This window comes from Streptomyces sp. NPDC002867, from assembly GCF_053591895.1.
This window is the reverse complement of record NZ_JBSFUR010000006.1, coordinates 232,460-250,162: the sequence shown is the minus strand read 5'-3', so window position 1 is coordinate 250,162 and position 17,703 is coordinate 232,460. Positions and strand designations below refer to the sequence as shown.

16 protein-coding genes are annotated in these 17,703 nt (G+C 71.2%); 3 read left to right on the top strand and 13 right to left on the bottom strand.

Annotation, left to right across the window (positions count from 1 at the left end; genetic code table 11):
- Positions 1-115 precede the first annotated feature (115 nt).
- From ACWD0A_RS08530 to ACWD0A_RS08520, 3 genes are read right to left on the bottom strand one after another with little or no spacing between them, the layout of a single operon-like run.
- The gene (locus tag ACWD0A_RS08530) at positions 116-1,858 is read right to left on the bottom strand and encodes a LytR C-terminal domain-containing protein (RefSeq protein ID WP_451295903.1); all 1,743 of its coding nucleotides are present in this window, start codon (positions 1,856-1,858) and stop codon (positions 116-118) included.
- A gap of 19 nt (positions 1,859-1,877) precedes the next feature.
- Positions 1,878-2,501, bottom strand: a complete 624-nt coding sequence (gene nadD / locus ACWD0A_RS08525; RefSeq protein ID WP_451295901.1) for a nicotinate-nucleotide adenylyltransferase — start codon at positions 2,499-2,501, stop codon at positions 1,878-1,880.
- Positions 2,502-2,539: 38 nt separating this feature from the next.
- A complete protein-coding gene (locus tag ACWD0A_RS08520) occupies positions 2,540-2,704 on the bottom strand; it encodes a hypothetical protein (protein ID WP_177153505.1) in 165 nt (54 codons plus the stop codon).
- A gap of 215 nt (positions 2,705-2,919) precedes the next feature.
- Here ACWD0A_RS08520 and ACWD0A_RS08515 point away from each other — a divergent pair, with 215 nt between their 5' ends.
- Positions 2,920-3,975, top strand: coding sequence for a M48 family metallopeptidase (locus tag ACWD0A_RS08515; protein WP_451295899.1), 1,056 nt, complete (start codon positions 2,920-2,922; stop codon positions 3,973-3,975).
- Between the two features lie 67 nt (positions 3,976-4,042).
- Here the strand turns inward: ACWD0A_RS08515 and ACWD0A_RS08510 are convergent, their stop codons facing one another.
- The 5 genes from ACWD0A_RS08510 to proB all read right to left on the bottom strand — a co-directional run bounded on the left by ACWD0A_RS08510 (position 4,043) and on the right by proB (position 9,347).
- A complete protein-coding gene (locus ACWD0A_RS08510) occupies positions 4,043-5,113 on the bottom strand; it encodes an SCO2583 family membrane protein (protein WP_451295897.1) in 1,071 nt (356 codons plus the stop codon).
- Between the two features lie 302 nt (positions 5,114-5,415).
- Positions 5,416-6,021 carry an SCO2584 family spore wall biosynthesis protein gene (locus ACWD0A_RS08505; RefSeq protein ID WP_451295895.1) on the bottom strand — a complete coding sequence of 202 codons (606 nt, stop codon included), beginning with the start codon at positions 6,019-6,021 and terminating at the stop codon, positions 5,416-5,418.
- Positions 6,022-6,111: 90 nt separating this feature from the next.
- On the bottom strand, positions 6,112-7,404 hold the full coding sequence (locus ACWD0A_RS08500) for a glutamate-5-semialdehyde dehydrogenase (protein WP_451295893.1): 1,293 nt from the start codon (positions 7,402-7,404) through the stop codon (positions 6,112-6,114).
- 64 nt (positions 7,405-7,468) lie between these two features.
- Positions 7,469-8,080 (bottom strand): hypothetical protein, encoded by a 612-nt coding sequence (locus tag ACWD0A_RS08495; protein ID WP_451295891.1) that lies wholly within the window; start codon positions 8,078-8,080, stop codon positions 7,469-7,471.
- A 139-nt stretch (positions 8,081-8,219) separates the two neighbouring features.
- The gene (gene proB / locus ACWD0A_RS08490; protein ID WP_451295889.1) at positions 8,220-9,347 is read right to left on the bottom strand and encodes a glutamate 5-kinase; all 1,128 of its coding nucleotides are present in this window, start codon (positions 9,345-9,347) and stop codon (positions 8,220-8,222) included.
- A gap of 293 nt (positions 9,348-9,640) precedes the next feature.
- On the opposite strand from proB, the gene ACWD0A_RS08485 reads away from it, so the two are divergent.
- Together ACWD0A_RS08485 and rfbC are read left to right on the top strand one after the other, a co-directional pair.
- Positions 9,641-11,698, top strand: a complete 2,058-nt coding sequence (locus ACWD0A_RS08485; protein WP_451295887.1) for a glycosyltransferase family 2 protein — start codon at positions 9,641-9,643, stop codon at positions 11,696-11,698.
- 59 nt (positions 11,699-11,757) lie between these two features.
- Complete coding sequence (gene rfbC / locus ACWD0A_RS08480) at positions 11,758-12,369, top strand: dTDP-4-dehydrorhamnose 3,5-epimerase (protein WP_451295885.1); 612 nt, start codon at positions 11,758-11,760, stop codon at positions 12,367-12,369.
- A gap of 63 nt (positions 12,370-12,432) precedes the next feature.
- On the opposite strand, the gene ACWD0A_RS08475 is transcribed toward rfbC, so the two are convergent.
- The 5 genes from ACWD0A_RS08475 to ACWD0A_RS08455 form a co-directional block, all read right to left on the bottom strand.
- Positions 12,433-13,227 carry a class I SAM-dependent methyltransferase gene (locus tag ACWD0A_RS08475; RefSeq protein WP_451295883.1) on the bottom strand — a complete coding sequence of 265 codons (795 nt, stop codon included), beginning with the start codon at positions 13,225-13,227 and terminating at the stop codon, positions 12,433-12,435.
- Between the two features lie 77 nt (positions 13,228-13,304).
- Positions 13,305-14,171, bottom strand: coding sequence for a dTDP-4-dehydrorhamnose reductase (gene rfbD, locus ACWD0A_RS08470; RefSeq protein ID WP_451295961.1), 867 nt, complete (start codon positions 14,169-14,171; stop codon positions 13,305-13,307).
- 29 nt (positions 14,172-14,200) lie between these two features.
- Entirely contained in the window at positions 14,201-15,187 is a 987-nt protein-coding gene (gene rfbB, locus ACWD0A_RS08465; RefSeq protein WP_451295881.1) for a dTDP-glucose 4,6-dehydratase, read from the bottom strand.
- Positions 15,184-16,251: a glucose-1-phosphate thymidylyltransferase gene (locus ACWD0A_RS08460; RefSeq protein ID WP_451295879.1), complete on the bottom strand. Its 1,068-nt coding sequence runs from the start codon at positions 16,249-16,251 to the stop codon at positions 15,184-15,186. The genes rfbB and ACWD0A_RS08460 overlap by 4 nt, the downstream gene beginning before the upstream one ends.
- A 67-nt stretch (positions 16,252-16,318) precedes the next feature.
- Positions 16,319-17,557, bottom strand: a complete 1,239-nt coding sequence (locus ACWD0A_RS08455; RefSeq protein ID WP_451295877.1) for a glycosyltransferase family 2 protein — start codon at positions 17,555-17,557, stop codon at positions 16,319-16,321.
- Between the last annotated feature and the right edge of the window lie 146 nt (positions 17,558-17,703).

Here is a 17,703-nt window from a genome sequence, read left to right as displayed (position 1 = left end):
GCTTTCGTCGGCGGTCAGGAACTCTTCATAGGGTCTCACGGACCGCCGACAGACCTCGCCGTGATTGTTGGGGACGCGTCAGCACAGGGGCCCGGCGCGGGGCGCCGGGCCCTGCTCAGTCCCCCGTGTCGCCCTCGAAGTCGGAGCCCAGGACCACGGACACATCGGCGTTCGCGGCGGTCTTGCCCTTCTTCACCGCGTCCGCGGGCAGACCGAGCGTCTTCGCGACCTCCTGGGCCTTCGCCTTCTGCGCCTCGTCACCGTAGGTGACCTGCGAGGCCGAGGCCGGGTCGGCCTTGCCGCCGTCGATGACGGTGTAGCCGCCGTTGACGAGCGAGATCCGGGCCGTCTCCGCGGCCTTGTCGTCGCCGGTGGCGTTCTTGACGCCGACCCGCACGGCCGCGCCCTGCTCCGGTGCGCTGACCGAACCGCCGAGCACGTCCTTGACCACGCTGTCCGCCGCCTGCTCGGTGAGGGTGCCGTCCTGCTGCACGGGCAGCAGAGCGGTCTTGTAGTCGCCGCCCTTGGCGTGCTCGGCGAGCTGGGCGAGCGAGCTGCCGAGGTCCCTCTCGTTCAGGGAGGGATCGAGGATCTGGGCGAGGGTCTCGACGACGACGGTCGCCGACTCGGCGTCGTCCGGGAGCTTCTTCAGTACGCCCTGCATGACCTGACCGAAGCGCTGCAGCTGCTTCTCCTCGGCCTCGCCGGGAGCGGAGTACGTCGCGTAGGCGACGGCGGCGCGTCCGTCGAGCGTCTGGTTCTCGCCCTTCTTCACCAGCGGCTCGTCGCCCTTCTTCGCACCGGGCACCTCCGTGTCGGTGGTCAGGTCGATCGTGCCGACCAGTTCGACCAGGTTCTCCAGGTACGGGGTGTCCAGCCGCCAGGTGCCGGAGATCTTCGCACCGAGCAGGGTCCCGATCGCCTCGCGGGTCCCGGTGGACCCGTCGTCCTCGACCGACTTGCCGAGCGTGGTGGCGGTGCCGTCGTCATTGGCGACGGAGAGGGTGTTCGGGAGCAGGACGGTCGTGCCCTGCCCCGTGGTGACGTTGTCGACGAGGAGCGCCGTCGAGGTCCGCTCGCTCTTCGTGTTGTGCAGGTGCACGACGATGACGTCGCGCTTCTGCGGGCCGGCCGCGGTGCCGCCGGTGCTCTCGGTGCCGGACAGGCCCGGCAGCTTGCCCGCGTACCAGAGGTAGCCGACCCCGCCGACGAGGACGAGCGCGAGCGTGACGACGAGCGCGACGACGCGGTTGCGGCCGCGGCGCTTGGCCTCCTCGCGGCGCTCGGAACGGCTCTCGGTGAACTTGAGCCAGTCGATGACGTCCTCGGAGTCCTCGTCCGGCTCCTCGATGAAGGAGAACTGCTCGGTGCGGTAGTCGCGGTCGTCGCCGTCCCCGCCGCGCCGCTGTTCCGGCACTGCCGCCGGGTCGGGCGCGGCCTGGGCCTGCCGGCCGTCGTGGCGGCCCTGCTGCTCCGCGGGGGCGGGCTGCTGGTGCGGGATGTTCCACTGCTGGGTGGTGTCGACGGCCGCAGGCTGCGTGCCTGTGTCGTAGCCGTATCCCTCGTAGCCGTAGCCCTGCTGTCCGGGGGGCGCGGCGTACTGCTGGGCGCCGTACGGGTCGTACTGCCCGTACTGGTCCGGGCGGCCCGCCGCGTCCTGGCGCTGCTGGGCGTACGGGTCGTAGCCGTAGCCCTGCCCGCCGGTCTGCTGATCCTCGGACTGAGGGTGCTGGGACTGCTGCTGTCTGTAAGGGTCGTACGGCTGGGGCTGCTGGTAGACCGGCTGTCCGTACTCGTCGTAGCCGACGATCTGCGGCTGCTGGTAGTACGGGTCGTAAGGATTCTGCTGGTCGTTCACCGGTGCCCCTCTCCGTGGCTCACTCGCCGCGGTACAGCTGGCGCTTGTCGATGTAGCGGACCACACCGTCCGGCACCAGGTACCAGACCGGGTCGCCCTGGGCGACCCTCTCACGGCAGTCGGTGGACGAGATCGCGAGCGCGGGGACCTCCACCAGGGAGACGCCTCCCTCGGGCAGCCCGTCGTCGGTCAGGTCGTGGCCCGGCCGGGTCACACCGATGAAATGGGCGAGCGAGAACAGTTCTTCGGCGTTGCGCCAGCTGAGGATCTGGGAGAGCGCGTCGGCGCCCGTGATGAAGAAGAGATCCGCGTCGCCGTTGAGGGAACGCAGTTCACGCAGGGTGTCTATCGTGTACGTCGGCCCGGACCGGTCGATGTCGATGCGACTCACCGAGAACTGGGGGTTGGACGCCGTGGCGATGACCGTCATCAGATAGCGGTCCTCTGCCGGTGACACGTTCTTGTGGGTCTTCTGCCACGGCTGCCCCGTCGGCACGAACACCACCTCGTCGAGGTGGAACAGGGCGGCCACCTCGCTGGCGGCCACCAGGTGTCCGTGGTGGATCGGGTCGAATGTCCCGCCCATCACACCGAGCCGGCGTTTGCCGGTACCGGAACCCGTGGCCACGTTCTGCTCTCCCATGCGTGCAGAGCCTACTGGCACGGGCGGCCGGACCGGACTCAGCGGTCGCGGTTGAAGCGGGTGGTGACCCACAGCAGCAGGAGCAGCACGAGCAGGGCGCCGCCGCCGGTGATGTACGGGTTGAGGCTTGCGTGGTTGCCACCGTGCTCGGCGCCCTCGGCGAGAGTGACCAGGTTGGCGGCGGCAGCGCTGGTGAGGCTCATCTTCAGCAGGACCTATCGATCGGAGTCGGAGCGGAGGGACTTCGCGCACATCGTATGCGGGCCGTTCGGGCACGCTCACGCCGACTCGGTCGTTGTGCTGTCCACAGCTCGGCAACTGTGGTTGTCCACAGCCCCCGCCGCTTCGCAACCCCAGCACCTAGTCTGGGGGTCCTGAAGGGGGACGAGCACGGCACGCAACAAGACCAGGGGGCACCATGACCGAAAGCCAGGGGAACGCGCCGAGCAGGCGGCGCGAGCGGTTCCCGGAGATCTCCTCACGGGCCTACGAACATCCCGCGGACCGCTCGGCGCTGGTGGCGCTGCGCAAGCTCTCCGGGTTCGACACCGTGTTCAAGGCGCTCAGCGGCCTGCTGCCCGAGCGCAGCCTGCGGCTGCTCTTCCTCTCCGACTCGGTGCGGGTGAGCGACGCCCAGTTCGCGCATCTGCACAGCATGCTCAGGGACGCCTGCTACATCCTGGACCTGGAGAAGGTCCCCGCGATGTACGTGACGCAGGACCCGCGTCCCAATGCGATGTGCATCGGCCTGGACGAGCCGATCATCGTCGTCACCACCGGGCTGGTGGAGCTGCTCGACGAGGAGGAGATGCGCGCGGTCGTCGGCCACGAGGTGGGCCACGCCCTCTCCGGTCATTCGGTGTACCGCACGGTCCTGCTCTTCCTCACCAGCCTGGCCCTGAAGGTCGCCTGGATCCCCCTGGGCAACATGGCGATCATGGCGATCGTCACGGCGCTGCGGGAGTGGTTCCGCAAGTCGGAGCTCTCGGCGGACCGCGCGGGCCTGCTGGTCGGCCAGGACCTTCAGGCGTCGATGCGCGGCCTGATGAAGATCGCCGGTGGCAACCACCTGCACGAGATGAACGTGGACGCGTTCCTGGCGCAGGCCGAGGAGTACGAGGCCGGGGGCGACCTCCGCGACTCGGTGCTGAAGATCCTCAATGTGCTGCCGCGCTCGCACCCGTTCACCACCGTCCGGGCGGCCGAGCTGAAGAAGTGGGCGGAGAGCCGCGACTACCAGCGGATCATGGACGGCCACTACCCGCGCCGCACGGAGGACAAGGACACCTCGGTGAGCGACTCGTTCCGCGAGTCGGCGTCGCACTACGCGGAGTCGGTGCGGACGAGCAAGGACCCGCTCATGAAGCTGGTCGGCGACCTGGCCGGCGGCGCGGGCGACCTGGGCAGCAAGCTGCGCGACAAGTTCACGGGCGGCGGCAGCGGGACGGGTGGCGAGGGGTCGCCGGGCGCCTGACCCGCACCGGTCCGACGGCGATTCCCCGCGGCGTCACGGGGACGACGGTGTCACTGGACCGGCGGCGTCACGGGGACGGCTGAGCCTCGGGGGAAAGAGCCCCGCACAGGGCGGCGACCGCGGGGCCCGGTGCGTACGGGTCGGTGACCGCCGGACCGTCCGTGCCGGCCCGCCGGCCGGCGAGCAGGGGTTGCAGCGTGCCCGTCGCGTCGGACGCGCAGTCCTGCGGCCCGGCCTGGACCGCGCTGGCCTGCACCTCCAGCCGGTGGTGGCGCAGATCGTCGCGGTCGACGCGGAAGCGCATCTCGCGCCGCACGGTGAACAGCGACGCCTCGTCGCTCACCGGCCCCGCCGTGGCGGCGGACCGCAGCGCGTAGACGAAGGTGTGGTCGGACGTGACCTCCAGCGCGTCGGCCCCCGCCTCCGTGACGAGCAGCGTGCCCTCCACCCGCACAGTGGGATCCGCCAGCGCCACCTTCGCCGGGTCGAAGCGCACCAGCCAGCCCGCGGCGATGTGCCGGCCGTCGGCCGCCGGCGCGGCCATGCTGCGGTCGAACTGGGCCAGTTGGTCGGGATGGAGCAGCGCGCGCACCGGGCGCACCACGCCTCCGGTGAGCACGTCGGGGTCGAGCGAGGACTCCACCAGGTAGTCCTTGGCCGTGGCCAGCGCGATCAGCACCTGGCCTTCGGTGAAATGGGCGGTGCGGCGGACCGCGGGCAGGGTGATTCCCGCGGCCCCGCTGCGGTACTGGGCGGCGGGACTGTGCGCGAAGAGCTCGGTGGGCGTGCCGCCGGGCACCGGGCCCTGCGGCGCGAGGGGGACGAGCGTGATGCGGAGCTGTTCCGCCGGCCTGGCCGCGGGAGGCTGGTGGGGCTGGCGGATACCGAGATAGACGGCGGTGCCGAAGGCCACGGCGACGACGAGGACGAGCAGCAGGATCTGCTTCGACGGGCTGCGCCCGTCGCCGGGCACACTGCGCACGGCGGGAGCGTGCTCGCCCATGCGCTCCTCGGCGGAGAACTCCTGGACCCGGGCAGCCCGCACGAACGATTCGTCGAACACGACGGATCGGTACTCGTCCTCACCGCCTGGGAGCCCCTCTGGTGTCCCCTCCGGCGGGTCTCCGCGCCGAGCCATACTTTCAGGGTAGGTCTGACGCGGGCACGATAAACGCGCTGGTACACGACAAGTTCTGACGAGTTCTCACGCGCTCGGCCACATGGCTGCATGCCGCTGTCCAGCGGTTGCGGGGGAAGGGTTCGGGAGGTGCGGGGGCGTCGTCCGGGGCAGGCGGGGCCAGGTGTTCAGACGCTGCGGCGACGGGAGTTCAGGCGGCGCGGGGCCGGGGCAGGCGCAGTCCGGCGTCCAGGCGGTACGAGGCCGTTCCCGGGAGTCGTGGGGCGGGCCGGCGTTCGAACGGAAACGGCGCGGACCGGTGCCTAAGGCGTCCGTGGCTCCGCGGGGACCCGCGGCGCCGGGCGGTCGGCGGCGGCCGTGGGGCCGCCTCCGCGGCCGCTGACCGTCGCGCCCGTCGGCGGGGCGTCCACCCCCGTCCGGGCGGGCTGCGGCACCTGGTCGTCACGGTTGCCGGAGGCTCCCCGGTAGACGGCGGTGAAGGCCAGGGCGATCATGCCGATGCCCATCACCAGGGCCAGGATCCAGGCCACCGGCCGGTGCCAGCGCGCCGTGCCGCGGTAGGGCCGCAGAGCGCCGCCGTGGGGGCCGTACGGGCTCCCGGCGTCGAGATCGTCCTCGTCCCCGTACTCGCGCCCGGGGCCGTAGTCGTCGGGGCCGTGGAGCTCGTCGTAGCGGTCGTCGTCGGTGGGCACGCCGCGCGGGCCGGAGCGGGCGGCTTCGGCCTCCGCGCGCGCCTCGGCGGCGGCGAGCAGGCGCTCGACCGCGCTCGGTTCATGGATCTCGGCGGCCCGGACGAAGTCCTCGTCGAACACCACGGAGGCGAAGTCCTCGTCCGCGCCCCCGCGGTCGACAGAGTCCTCAGGGTCCCCGCCGTCCGGGAACGGCTTGCCCCCCACGTCGTCCGGCACGATCTCAGAGTAGACCGGGCCGGGAGGTTTGGGCAGGGAGAGGGCGAACTCTCCCCGCCCGGGTGACGCCCCGGAGGACGCCGCTGACGGTCACCGGATGTGACCGTCGCCGGTGACGATGTACTTCGTGGAGGTCAGTTCGGGCAGGCCCATCGGCCCGCGCGCGTGCAGCTTCTGCGTGGAGATGCCGATCTCCGCGCCGAAACCGAACTGACCACCGTCGGTGAAACGGGTGGACGCGTTCACGGCGACCGTCGTCGAATCCACCAACTGGGTGAACTTGCGGGCCGCGGCCTGCGAGGTGGTGACGATCGCCTCGGTGTGGCCGGAGGACCAGAGCCGGATGTGGGCGACGGCCGCCTCCAGCGACTCCACGACGGCCGCGGCGATGTCGTAGGAGAGGTACTCGGTCTCCCAGTCCTCGGCGGTCGCCGGCACGATCGTGGCCTTGGCGGCGTCCGCGTACTCCACGACGCGCTCGTCGCCGTGCACCGTCACGCCCGCCTCGGCGAGCGCGTCGAGGGCGCGGGGCAGGAAGGCGGCGGCGACGTCCTTGTGGACGAGGAGGGTCTCGGCGGCGTTGCAGACGCTGGGGCGCTGCGCCTTGGAGTTGATCAGGATCTCGACCGCCATGTCGATGTCGGTCTCGACGTCGACGTAGACGTGGCAGTTGCCCGTGCCGGTCTCGATGACGGGGACGGTGGACTCCTCGACGACCGTGCGGATCAGGGAGGCGCCACCGCGCGGGATGAGGACGTCGACCATGCCCCGGGCGCGCATCAGCTCCCGCACGGAGTCGCGGCTCTCGCCGGGCACCAGCTGCACCGCGTCGGCCGGCAGTCCGGAGCCGCCGACCGCGTCGCGGATGACTCTCACCAGGGCGGTGTTGGAGGAGTACGCGGAGGAGGAACCGCGCAGCAGCACCGCGTTGCCGGACTTCAGGCAGAGCGCGGCGGCGTCCACGGTCACATTGGGCCGGGCCTCGTAGATGATGCCGACGACGCCGAGCGGGACGCGCACCTGGCGCAGGTCGATGCCGTTGGGCAGGGTCGAGCCGCGCACCACCTCGCCCACCGGGTCGGGCAGCGCCGCCACGTCCCGCACGTCCGCGGCGATGGCGCGGACCCGCTCGGGGTTGAGCGTGAGCCGGTCGATGATCGCCTCGCTGGTGCCCGCCTCGCGTGCCCGCGCGATGTCCTCGGCATTGGCCTCGACGATCTCACTGGTGCGGACCTCCAGCGCGTCGGCGATCGCCAGCAGCGCGTCGTCCTTGGCCGACCGCGGCAGCGGCGCGAGGTCGGCGGCGGCGGCCCGGGCCCGGTAGGCGACCTGGGCGACCGGGGACATGTTGTCGTACGGCGAGACCGAAGAGAGCGACGTCATACCTGCAGGGTAGTGCGCTCGCCATGGCAGTCCGGAAGGTATCCCGCCCTGCGAGACAGATGCCTCAGAAGGGGTGGACGCCCACCGGGGAGGCGGGCGGCGGGCCGTAGCCCTCGGCGATCCGCTGGTGGTACGTCTGGCGGTCGATGACCTCCAGGCCGACGATCTCCCACGGCGGCAGTTGGGCGGTCGAGCGGTGCTCGCCCCACAGCCGCAGGGCCACGGCCGCCGCGTCGTGCAGGTCGCGGGCCTCTTCCCAGTAGCGGATCTCCGCATGGTCGTTGGCGTAGCGGCTGGTCAGCAGGAAGGGGTGGTCGTGGGCGAGCTGCTCCAGGCCGCGGCGGACCTCCTTCAGCGGGGCCTCCCGCCCGGAGACGCTGAGGGTGATGTGCCACAGCTTGGACAGCGTCTGCTCGTCCGGCCGGCCCGGCGCCTCGGCGACGCCCCGCACCCCGGACGGGAAAGCCGTACCGGCCGCCGGATGCGCCGGAGCTCCGGCTCCCGCGGGACCGTCGGCCCCACCGAGCCCGGCACCGAATGCGTCGTCGAACCCGTCGTCGAGATCCGCGGCCCCGCCGACACTGGTCAGGTTTCGCTCCTCGCCCACTGACCGGCGGGCAGGAGAGGTGGTCCTCCCCTTGCCTCGGGGCATGTCCCCAGGGCGCGGTCGATTCACCGGCGGCCTCCTGTTGCTGCGTCGTTGCCGTTCCCCGCCAACCCCCGCAACAAAGTGGACCAGCCCGCGGCGGGGTGTGGGGCCGTTTTGGTAAAGGTCTCTGCCAGATGCCGGGACTTTCCGCCCTTTCAGGGCCCGGTCAGGGCTCCAGAACGACGAGATCGTCCCTGTGTACGACTTCCCGTTCGTACGCCGGGCCCAGCTCCCGCGCCAGCTCGCGTGTGGAGCGGCCGAGCAGCTGCGGGATCTCCTTGGCGTCGAAGTTGACGAGACCGCGGGCGACGGCGCGGCCGCCGGTGTCGCGCAGTTCGACGGGGTCACCGGCGCTGAACTCGCCGTCCACCGCGGCGATCCCCGCCGGCAGCAGCGACTTGCGGCCCTTGACCACGGCTCGCACCGCGCCCTCGTCGAGGGTGAGCGAGCCCTGCGGGGTGGAGGCGTGCGCGAGCCACAGCAGGCGGTCGGCCGAGCGGCGTCCGGTGGCGTGGAAGAAGGTGCCGGTGGCGCGGCCCGCGAGGGCGTCGGCCGCGCGGGTCGCGGAGGTGAGGACGACGGGCACGCCGGCGGCGGCCGCGATCCGGGCGGCCTCGACCTTGGTGACCATGCCGCCGGTGCCGACCCCCGCCTTGCCGGCACTGCCGATCTGCACGTGGGCGATGTCCTCGGGACCACGCACCTCGTCGATGCGCGAGGCGCCCGGCCGCGCGGGGTCGCCGTCGTAGAGACCGTCGACGTCGGAGAGCAGGACCAGCAGGTCGGCACGGACGAGGTGGGCGACGATGGCGGCGAGCCGGTCGTTGTCGCCGAAGCGGATCTCGTCGGTGGCGACCGTGTCGTTCTCGTTGACGACCGGGACGGCGCCCATGGCGAGCAGCTGGTCGAGGGTGCGGTAGGCGTTGCGGTAGTGGGCGCGGCGGCTCGTGTCGTCGCTGGTCAGGAGCACTTGGCCGACGCGGACGCCGTACCGGGCGAAGGAGGCGGTGTAGCGGGCGACGAGCAGTCCCTGGCCGACGCTGGCGGCGGCCTGCTGGCGGGCCAGGTCCTTGGGGCGCCGGGTCAGGCCGAGCGGGGCGAGTCCCGCGGCGATGGCTCCGGAGGAGACGAGGACTATCTCCTTCTCGCCGCCGCTGCGGCTCTTGGCGAGGACGTCGACGAGGGCGTCCACCCGGTCGGCGTCGAGGCCGCCCGCGGCGGTCGTCAACGACGACGAACCGACCTTGACGACGATCCTGCTGGCCTGGGTCACCTGCTGTCTTGCCACTGTCACACGCCGAATCTATGCCAGGGCGCCTGCCGGGTGCGCGCGCATTCCGTCCGCTGGACAGCCGCGTCCGGCCGACTCGCACCGACCGGTTCCGGCCGTCCGGGCCGGACGCCCCGTCCCGCGCGCCACGCCGTAAACGCTTTCCCATAACACGAGCCTGAGCGGGTTGCTGATACAGAATCCGGACAACCGCTAGGGTGCTGGTGGGCGGTGGCGCGCGCCCGCATCGCCCTGCCTCCGGCCCCCACCTTCGACTCGGGTTCCCACAAGAGACGGGGCACATAGTGTCGGTCAAAGTGAGTGTCGTCATCCCGGTGTACAACCCCGGAAAGTACATCGATCCGTGCATCGAATCGCTGCTCGGGCAGACCCTGCCCGCCGAGGAGTTCGAGGTCCTGTTCGTCGACGACGGGTCGACCGACGACACCCCCGCGCGCCTGGACGAGCTGGCGGCCGAGCACTCCCACTTCCGGGTGATCCACATCCCGAACTCCGGCTGGCCAGGCAAGCCGCGCAACATCGGCGTCGCGGAGGCGAAAGGCGAGTACGTCCAGTTCCTCGACCAGGACGACCACCTCGGCACCGACGCCCTGCGCCGGCTCTACGACATGGGCCGCCGCAACGGCTCGGACATCGTCATCGGCAAGGTCGCCAGCAACTTCCGGGGCGTCCCGCAGGGCGTGTTCCGCAACAACCGCGAGAAGTGCACCTTGCGCAACGCCCCGCTGTACGACAGCCTCACGCCGCACAAGATGTTCCGTACGCAGTTCCTGCGCGAGCACGGCATCGCCTACCCGGAGGGCAAGCGCCGCCTCGAGGACCAGCTGTACATGATGAAGGCGTACATCCCCGCCAAGGTCGTCTCGATCCTCGGCACGTACACCTGCTACTACTACTCGAAGCGCGACGACGGCAAGAACGCCGGGTCGGCGAAGCTCGTGCCGTCCGGCTACTACGGCAATCTCCGCGAGGTCCTCGACGTGGTCGTGGCGGGCACCGAGCCGGGGCCGCTGCGGGACCGGGTGCTGCGCCGCTTCTACCGGGTCGAGATGCTCAGCAGGCTCAGCGAGCCCGCCGTCCTGAAGTACGACGAGACGTACCTGCGCGAGATGACCGAGGCGGTGCGCCCCCTCGCGCTCGACTTCATGACCGACTCCGTGCACGACGGCCTCGGCCCGCTGCTGCGGCTGCGCTCGACCCTGCTGCGCAACGACGACGCGGAGGGGCTCGTACGACTGGCCAGGTTCGCATCCACCGTCAAGGGCACGGTGCGGCTGGAGGACCTCGCCTGGCAGGACGACGGCCGCATCGCGATCGGCATCGCCGCGCGTCTGGTGCACGGCGACGACCGCGAGCCGCTGACGCTGCTGCGCCGTGACGGCCGGCTGTATCTGCACCCGGACATCACCGGCCGCTTCCTGCCCGCCGACGAGCTCGTCGACGTCACCGACGACCTGGGCGGCTTCACCGCCGAGCTCTCGCTGCGCGACCGCGAGACGGCCGTCGAATGGCTGTGCCCCGCCACGTTCACGGCGCAGGTCGAGGACCGCGAGGACGGGAGCTGCGAGGTCGTGCTGCGCGGCACGGGCCGGCTGGCGTCCGAGGGCGGCAAGAAGGGCCGGGGCAGCCTCCCGCGCGGCTTCTGGGACGCCTGGGTGACCGTGCGTGGCCTGGGGCTGGTGCGCAAGGCGCGCCTGGGCGCCGACCGTGACCCGAAGGTCGACGGCCGCTGTCTGCCGGCGCTGCTGTCGTCCCCGCCCCGCTCGGTGATCCCGTACTTCACCGACCCGCACAGCAATCTCACGCTCGACGTGGCCCGGCGCGGCAAGAAGGTGGCCCCCTACCTCGCGGGCCGCACGGTGCTGCGCATGCCGGGGGCCGGGATCCAGCTGCGGCTGGACCTGTTCACGACGGACGGCACCGGCCCGGGAACGGGCGTGGGCACAGGTGCGCCGGAGCTCGTGCTCGCCAAGCCCACGGAGTCCGAGGAGACGCCCGAGCCCGTGCACACCTTCTCCGGGGCGCTGCGGCCCGAGCTGGGGCGGGCCCACCTGGATGTTCCCCGGCGTGTCCCCGGTGCGCCGGAGGGGGACTGGCAGCTCTGGGTACGGCTGGACGGGGCGAAGGGACCGCTGCTGCCGCTGTGCGGGGTGGGGGTGGACGGCGCCGGACGGCTCCGGCCCGACGACGGCCTCCCCGTGGCCGACCCCATGCTGCTGCGGAAGCTGGCCGCCCACCGCAGACGGTCGGCGCTGCGTCGGGCGGCCCGGGCCGTGGCCGGTCCGGTGGTGCGCCGGCTGCCGTCGGCGGGCCGCAAGAAGGTGCGCCGGCTGGCGGCCCGGGTGCTGGGCTGACGGACGGCCGGCGGGCACACGGCTTCACGGAACGATCACGACAGCGAGGAGTGGAACAGATGCGTGAGCTCTCGATCGGCGGAGCCTGGGTGAACGAGCCGAAGGTCTTCCCCGACAGCCGCGGGAGCTTCCACGAGTGGTTCAGGGCACCGGACCTCGCCGAGGCGGCAGGGCACCGGCTCCGCCTGGAGCAGGCCAACTGCTCGGTCTCGGCCCGGGGCACGCTGCGCGGCGTCCATTTCGCCGATGTGCCGCCGGGCCAGGCCAAGTACGTGAAGTGCGTGCGCGGCGCGGTCCTCGACGTGATCGTGGACATCCGCGTCGGCTCGCCGACGTACCGCCGCTGGGAGGCCGTGCGCCTCGACGACGCCGACCACCACGCCGTCTACCTCGCCGAGGGCCTCGGCCACGCCTTCATGGCCCTCACCGACGACGCGACCGTGATCTATCTGTGCTCGGAGGGGTACGCCCCCGAGCGCGAGCACGGCATCCACCCGCTCGACCCGGACCTCGGCATCGAGTGGCCCGAAGGTGTCACTCCGCTGCTGTCCGAGAAGGACGCCGCCGCGCCGACGCTGGCCGAGGCGGAGCGGCAGGGGCTGCTGCCGTCGTACGAGGAGTGCGAGGCGTACTACCTGAAGCTGAGGGCCGCGGACGCGCCCGTCGGCTGAGCACACGCGCGGAAAGGCCCCCGGGTCAGGACCCGGGGGCCTTTCCGCGCCACCTGGGCAGGGTCAGCCGGTGATCTTCTCGATGCTGCGGCGCACCGGCGCGAACGAGGCGCGCGACCTGCGCAGCGTGCGGGCCCGGATCAGCCCCGGCCAGAAGTCTGCGCCGAGCAGCGTCTCTGGCTGCACGGCGTTCTTCCGTACCAGCACCTCCTCCGGGACGTCCTGGGGGTCGGGGACGACGTACTCCTCGATGATCTTGTCGTACGCGTTCTTGAGGACGGTGCTCTCCGGGTCGGCGCCGAAGACGGCGACGACACCGGTGGGCGCGGTGTCCACCTCGACGACGACCAGGTCCGGGCGGTACTTCCGCAGCACCTGGACGACCTTGTAGACGTCGCCCGCCCAGAACTTGGTGTGCCGGTCGCGGGCGGCCTCGTCCACGCTCCTCGGGAGCATGTCGTCGAGAACGATCACGCTGGACCAGCGCGAATGCCGTTCGACGTTCATGAAATCGCGCAGCGCGTACTCGAACAGGTGCATTCCGTCGATGAACGACAGCTCGAGCCGGGGTTCGCCGCCGAGGACGTTCATCGGGTCCTTGCGGGCGAGCGCGCGAAACGGATTGCGACCGGTGCGCAGATGGACCAAGGGGTCCTTGCGGGCGAAGAAATCGTCACTCGTGGCTCTGACCAGGTGCACATCACAACTGATGCTCGTCACGACCCGGAATGCCGGGTCGACCGCTACCGAGGGAACCCGGGAAAGCGCCAGGCTGCGCCCGTCGTTGACCCCGATTTCGAGATAGTTGCGAGGTTTGTAGATGCGGTGCAGCTGGCGCAGGAAGCCATGGCGGTCCACTGATGGAGCCCTTCGCTGGGAATCAAATGGATTGATTCCCAGCGAAGTTAGCGTGTACGCGGCCTGGACGTAAACGTCTACCGGCCGGTAGCACCCATTCCGCGCTCTGCGGCGACGACATCCGGGAACGCTTCTGCGAGCGCTTCCCGCCAGTCGCGAATCGGTTCGACACCGCTGCTCCGCAGCCCCTGATGTCCCAGCACGCTGTACGCGGGGCGGGGCGCGGGCCGCACGAAGGCGGCGCTGGTCGTCGGGCGTACGCGATCCGGGTCGGCGCCCAGCAGCCGGAAGATCTCGCGGGTGAATCCGTACCAGCTCGTCTCCCCCGCGCTGGTGCCGTGGTGGATCCCGGCGGGCACGGTGCCGGCCAGTGCGCCGCGTCCGAGCCGCACCAGCAGGTCCGCGAGGTCGGCGCTCCAGGTGGGCTGGCCGCGCTGGTCGTCGACGACGTCCACGGTGTCCCGGGCGGCCTCCAGCCGGATCATGGTGCGCACGAAGTTCGGACCGCCCGCGCCGTAGAGCCAGGCCGTGCGCACGACGTGGCCGGTGTCCGGGAGCAGGTCCAGCACGGCGCGCTCCCCGGCCAGCTTGGTGCGCCCGTAGGCGCTGCGCGGGCCGGTGGGGGCGTCCTCGGCGTACGGCTCGCGGGCGTCACCGGCGAAGACGTAGTCGGTGGAGACGTGCAGCAGGACGGCGCCGCTCTCCTTGCACGCCTCGGCGAGCACCCGGGGGCCGGTGCCGTTGACGGCGAGCGCGGCCTCCTCGTGCTCCTCGGCGCCGTCGACGTCCGTCCAGGCGGCGCAGTTGACCACCACGTCCGGCCGGTGCGCCTCCAGGGCGGCGCGCACCGCGTCGGGGCCGGTGATGTCCAGGTCGCGGCGGGCAAGCCCCGCGGCGGCGACGCCGGCCGCCGCCAGCCGGCCGAGGACGTCGCGGCCCAGCATGCCGCCGGCACCGGTGACGAGCCATGTGCTCACAGTGCCGCACGCTCCTTCAGCGGCTCCCACCAGGCGCGGTTGTCGCGGTACCACCGCACGGTCTCGGCGAGGCCGGTGGCGAAGTCCTTGCGCGGCTCGTAGCCGAGCTCCTCGCGGATCTTGGTGCAGTCGACCGAGTAGCGGCGGTCGTGGCCCTTGCGGTCGGTGACGTACTCGACGCTGGTGTCCCAGTCGGCGCCGCAGGCGTCGAGCAGCAGGCGGGTGAGCTCCTTGTTGGACAGCTCGGTGCCGCCGCCGATGTTGTAGACCTCGCCGGGACGGCCCTTCGTGCGGACCAGTTCGACGCCCTGGACGTGGTCGTCGATGTGGAGCCAGTCGCGGACGTTGCCGCCGTCGCCGTAGAGCGGGACCTTCCGGCCGTCCAGCAGGTTCGTGATGAACAGCGGGATGACCTTCTCGGGGAAGTGGTGGTGCCCGTAGTTGTTGGAGCAGCGGGTCACCCGCACGTCCAGGCCGTGGGTGCGGTGGTACGACAGGGCGATCAGGTCGCTGGACGCCTTGGCCGACGAGTAGGGCGAGTTGGGCTGCAGCGGGTGCGTCTCGGGCCAGGAGCCCTCGTCGATGGAACCGTAGACCTCGTCGGTGGAGATGTGCACGAACGTCCCGACACCGGCCCGGTGCGCGGCGTCCACGAGCGTGTGCGTGCCGACGACGTTCGTACGGACGAACTCGGCACCCCCGTCGATGGAGCGGTCCACATGCGACTCGGCGGCGAAGTGCACGACCTGGTCGTGCTCGGCCATCAGCTTGGCGACGAGTCCGGCGTCGCAGATGTCGCCGTGCACGAAGTCGAAGCCGGGGCGGTCGCGCACCTCGTCGAGGTTCGCGGGGTTGCCCGCGTAGGTGAGCTTGTCGAGGACGGTGACGGCGACGCCGCCGGGCCCGCCGGGGCCGAGCAGCGTGCGCACGTAGTGGGAGCCGATGAATCCGGCGCCGCCCGTCACCAGGATCTTTGTGGTCATGAGGAGATCTGCACCTTGCTGTGGTCGCCGAGCACGAGTCGGTGGGAGGAGGGGGTACGGGGCGCGGGGGTGACCTCGACGTCCCGGCCGATCAGTGACGCCTCCACGCGCCGCACACCGGTGATGGAGGCGCCGCGCAGGACGATGGAGTACTCGATCTCGCTGTCCTCGATCCGGCACCCTTCGGCGACGGACGTGAACGGGCCGACGTACGAGCCGCTGATCACCGTGCCGCCGCCGATCACCGCGGGGCCGACGATGCGACTGTCGGTGATCCGGGCGCCCTCCTCGACGCGGACCCGGCCGATGATCTCGCTGTCGCCGTCGACCACGCCGTCCACCAGGGGCTCCACGGTCTCCAGCACCGAGCGGTTGACCTCCAGCATGTCGGTGACGTTGCCGGTGTCCTTCCAGTAGCCGGCGATCGTCGTCGACCGCACGTCCCGCTGCTGGTCGATCAGCCACTGGATGGCGTGCGTGATCTCCAACTCGCCGCGCCAGGACGGCTCGATGGCGCGCACGGCCTCGTGCACGACGGGGGTGAAGAGGTAGACGCCGACGAGCGCGAGATCGCTCTTGGGCTGCTGCGGCTTCTCCTCCAGGCCCACGACGCGGCCCTGGCCGTCGAGTTCGGCGACGCCGAAGGAGGTCGGGTCCTGGACCCTGGTGAGCAGGATCTGCGCGTCCGGGCGCTCGGCGCGGAATTCGTCGACGAGTCCGCTGATGCCGCCGACGATGAAGTTGTCACCGAGATACATAACAAAATCGTCTTCTCCCAGAAACTCCCGGGAAATGACCACCGCGTGCGCGAGTCCGAGCGGCCGCTCCTGCGGAATGTAGGTGACCTTGACGCCGAACCGGGATCCGTCGCCGACCGCTTCCTCGATCTCCGGAGCCGTTTCCCCGACGATGACGCCGACCTCGGTGATCCCGGCTTCCGCAATCGCCTCCAGACCGTAGAAGAGCACCGGCTTGTTGGCGACCGGCACCAATTGCTTGGCGGATGTGTGCGTAATGGGCCGGAGTCGCGTCCCGGCTCCTCCGGCGAGTACGAGTGCCTTCACTATCCCTGCCCTAAGAAGTCGGAAGAGCGTTCCCCGAGGGGATACCGCTCCGGCACTTCGATGTTACCTATGTCTCACCCTTTGCTTTCCCGCCTCGCAAAACGCGTGCCCGGCGGGCGCGCGCAGCACTCCTGCGAATCCTGCCGAGAACCCTGCGCGGGAGGCTCCGGACCTTCGGCGGAAGGACGCGCCGGCTGCCCGACCAGTCGGGCACGGTCACCTCGTAGACGGACCGGGGCAGGCCGCTGCGGCGGTCGCCGAAGTGCGGGTACGCGAGGTAGGTCCGGCCCGCGCGGCCCCGGCGGACGACCTCCGGCGCTTTCTTGGCGGCGGTGAACTCCAGTACGTCCTTCAGCAGATCGAGCCGCCCCCGGGCCACGCACTCCAGCACCAGCCGCTCCCCCACCTTCACGTGCCGGGCGACGCCCCTGGTCCAGTACGGATCCGTCATCGCCGCCGCCAGCCGCAGCCGGTCGCGCTGCTCGGACTCCGGCGCGCGCAGCAGGGCCGGCCCGAACTGCTGCAGCAGCCCGACCGTGAAGGGCCGGACCATCAGCAGGTCCCGCCCGTGACCGGGCGGTTCGAGCCGGGCGATCAGCCGGGCCAGGGCGGTCAGCGCCTCGAAGCGGGGCTGGTAACCGCCGCGCCTCGTCGCGTGTTTGCCGTCCTCCCGCCCGACCAGGTAGTAGCAGTCGTAATCGGCGACGACCGACACCCCGTTGCCGCTGAGATACGCCTCCATGGTGAACAGCGAGTCCTCCCCGGTCAGGAGGGTCTCGTCGAACCGAAGGCCCAGCCGGCACAGCAGTTCACGGCGGAACAGCTTCTGCGCGCTGAGCGCGTAGATGACGCGGGAGGTGTAGACGTCCGCGTGCTCCAGCGTCTTCACGAACATCGACCGCGGCACGCCCCGCCCGCATCCCGCCATCCGTCCGAGCACGACGTCCGTCCCCGCCCGGTCGGCCATGGCGACCATCCGCTCCAGCGCCTCGTCCCCGAAGAAGTCGTCGGCGTCGAGGAAGAAGACGTAGCGGCCCCGGGCGTGGGAGAGACCGACGTTCCGCGGGCCGCTCGGGCCACCGGAGTTGGGCTGCCTGATCAGCGTGGTGCGGACCTTGGACCGGGCGGCGAACTCCTCCAGGTACTCCCCCGTGCCGTCGGTCGACCCGTCGTCGACCGCGACGAGCTCGATGCGGTCGGCACCCAGCGTCTGGGACTCCACCGACTCCAGGCAGCGGACAAGGTAGGGCATGGCTTCGTAGGCGCCGACGACAACCGTGACGTCGGGTACGAGATTGTCATTCACGCACACAAGACAACCGGAAACACCTATTGGTTGCCCTTCATGACCCACCGGGCAAAAAGGTGCACCTCGCCCGCATGGGCGCCGGGAACGGGAACGGCCCGGTGGCGCCCCCTTCCGGGGATGCCACCGGGCCGCTCGCGCGGGCG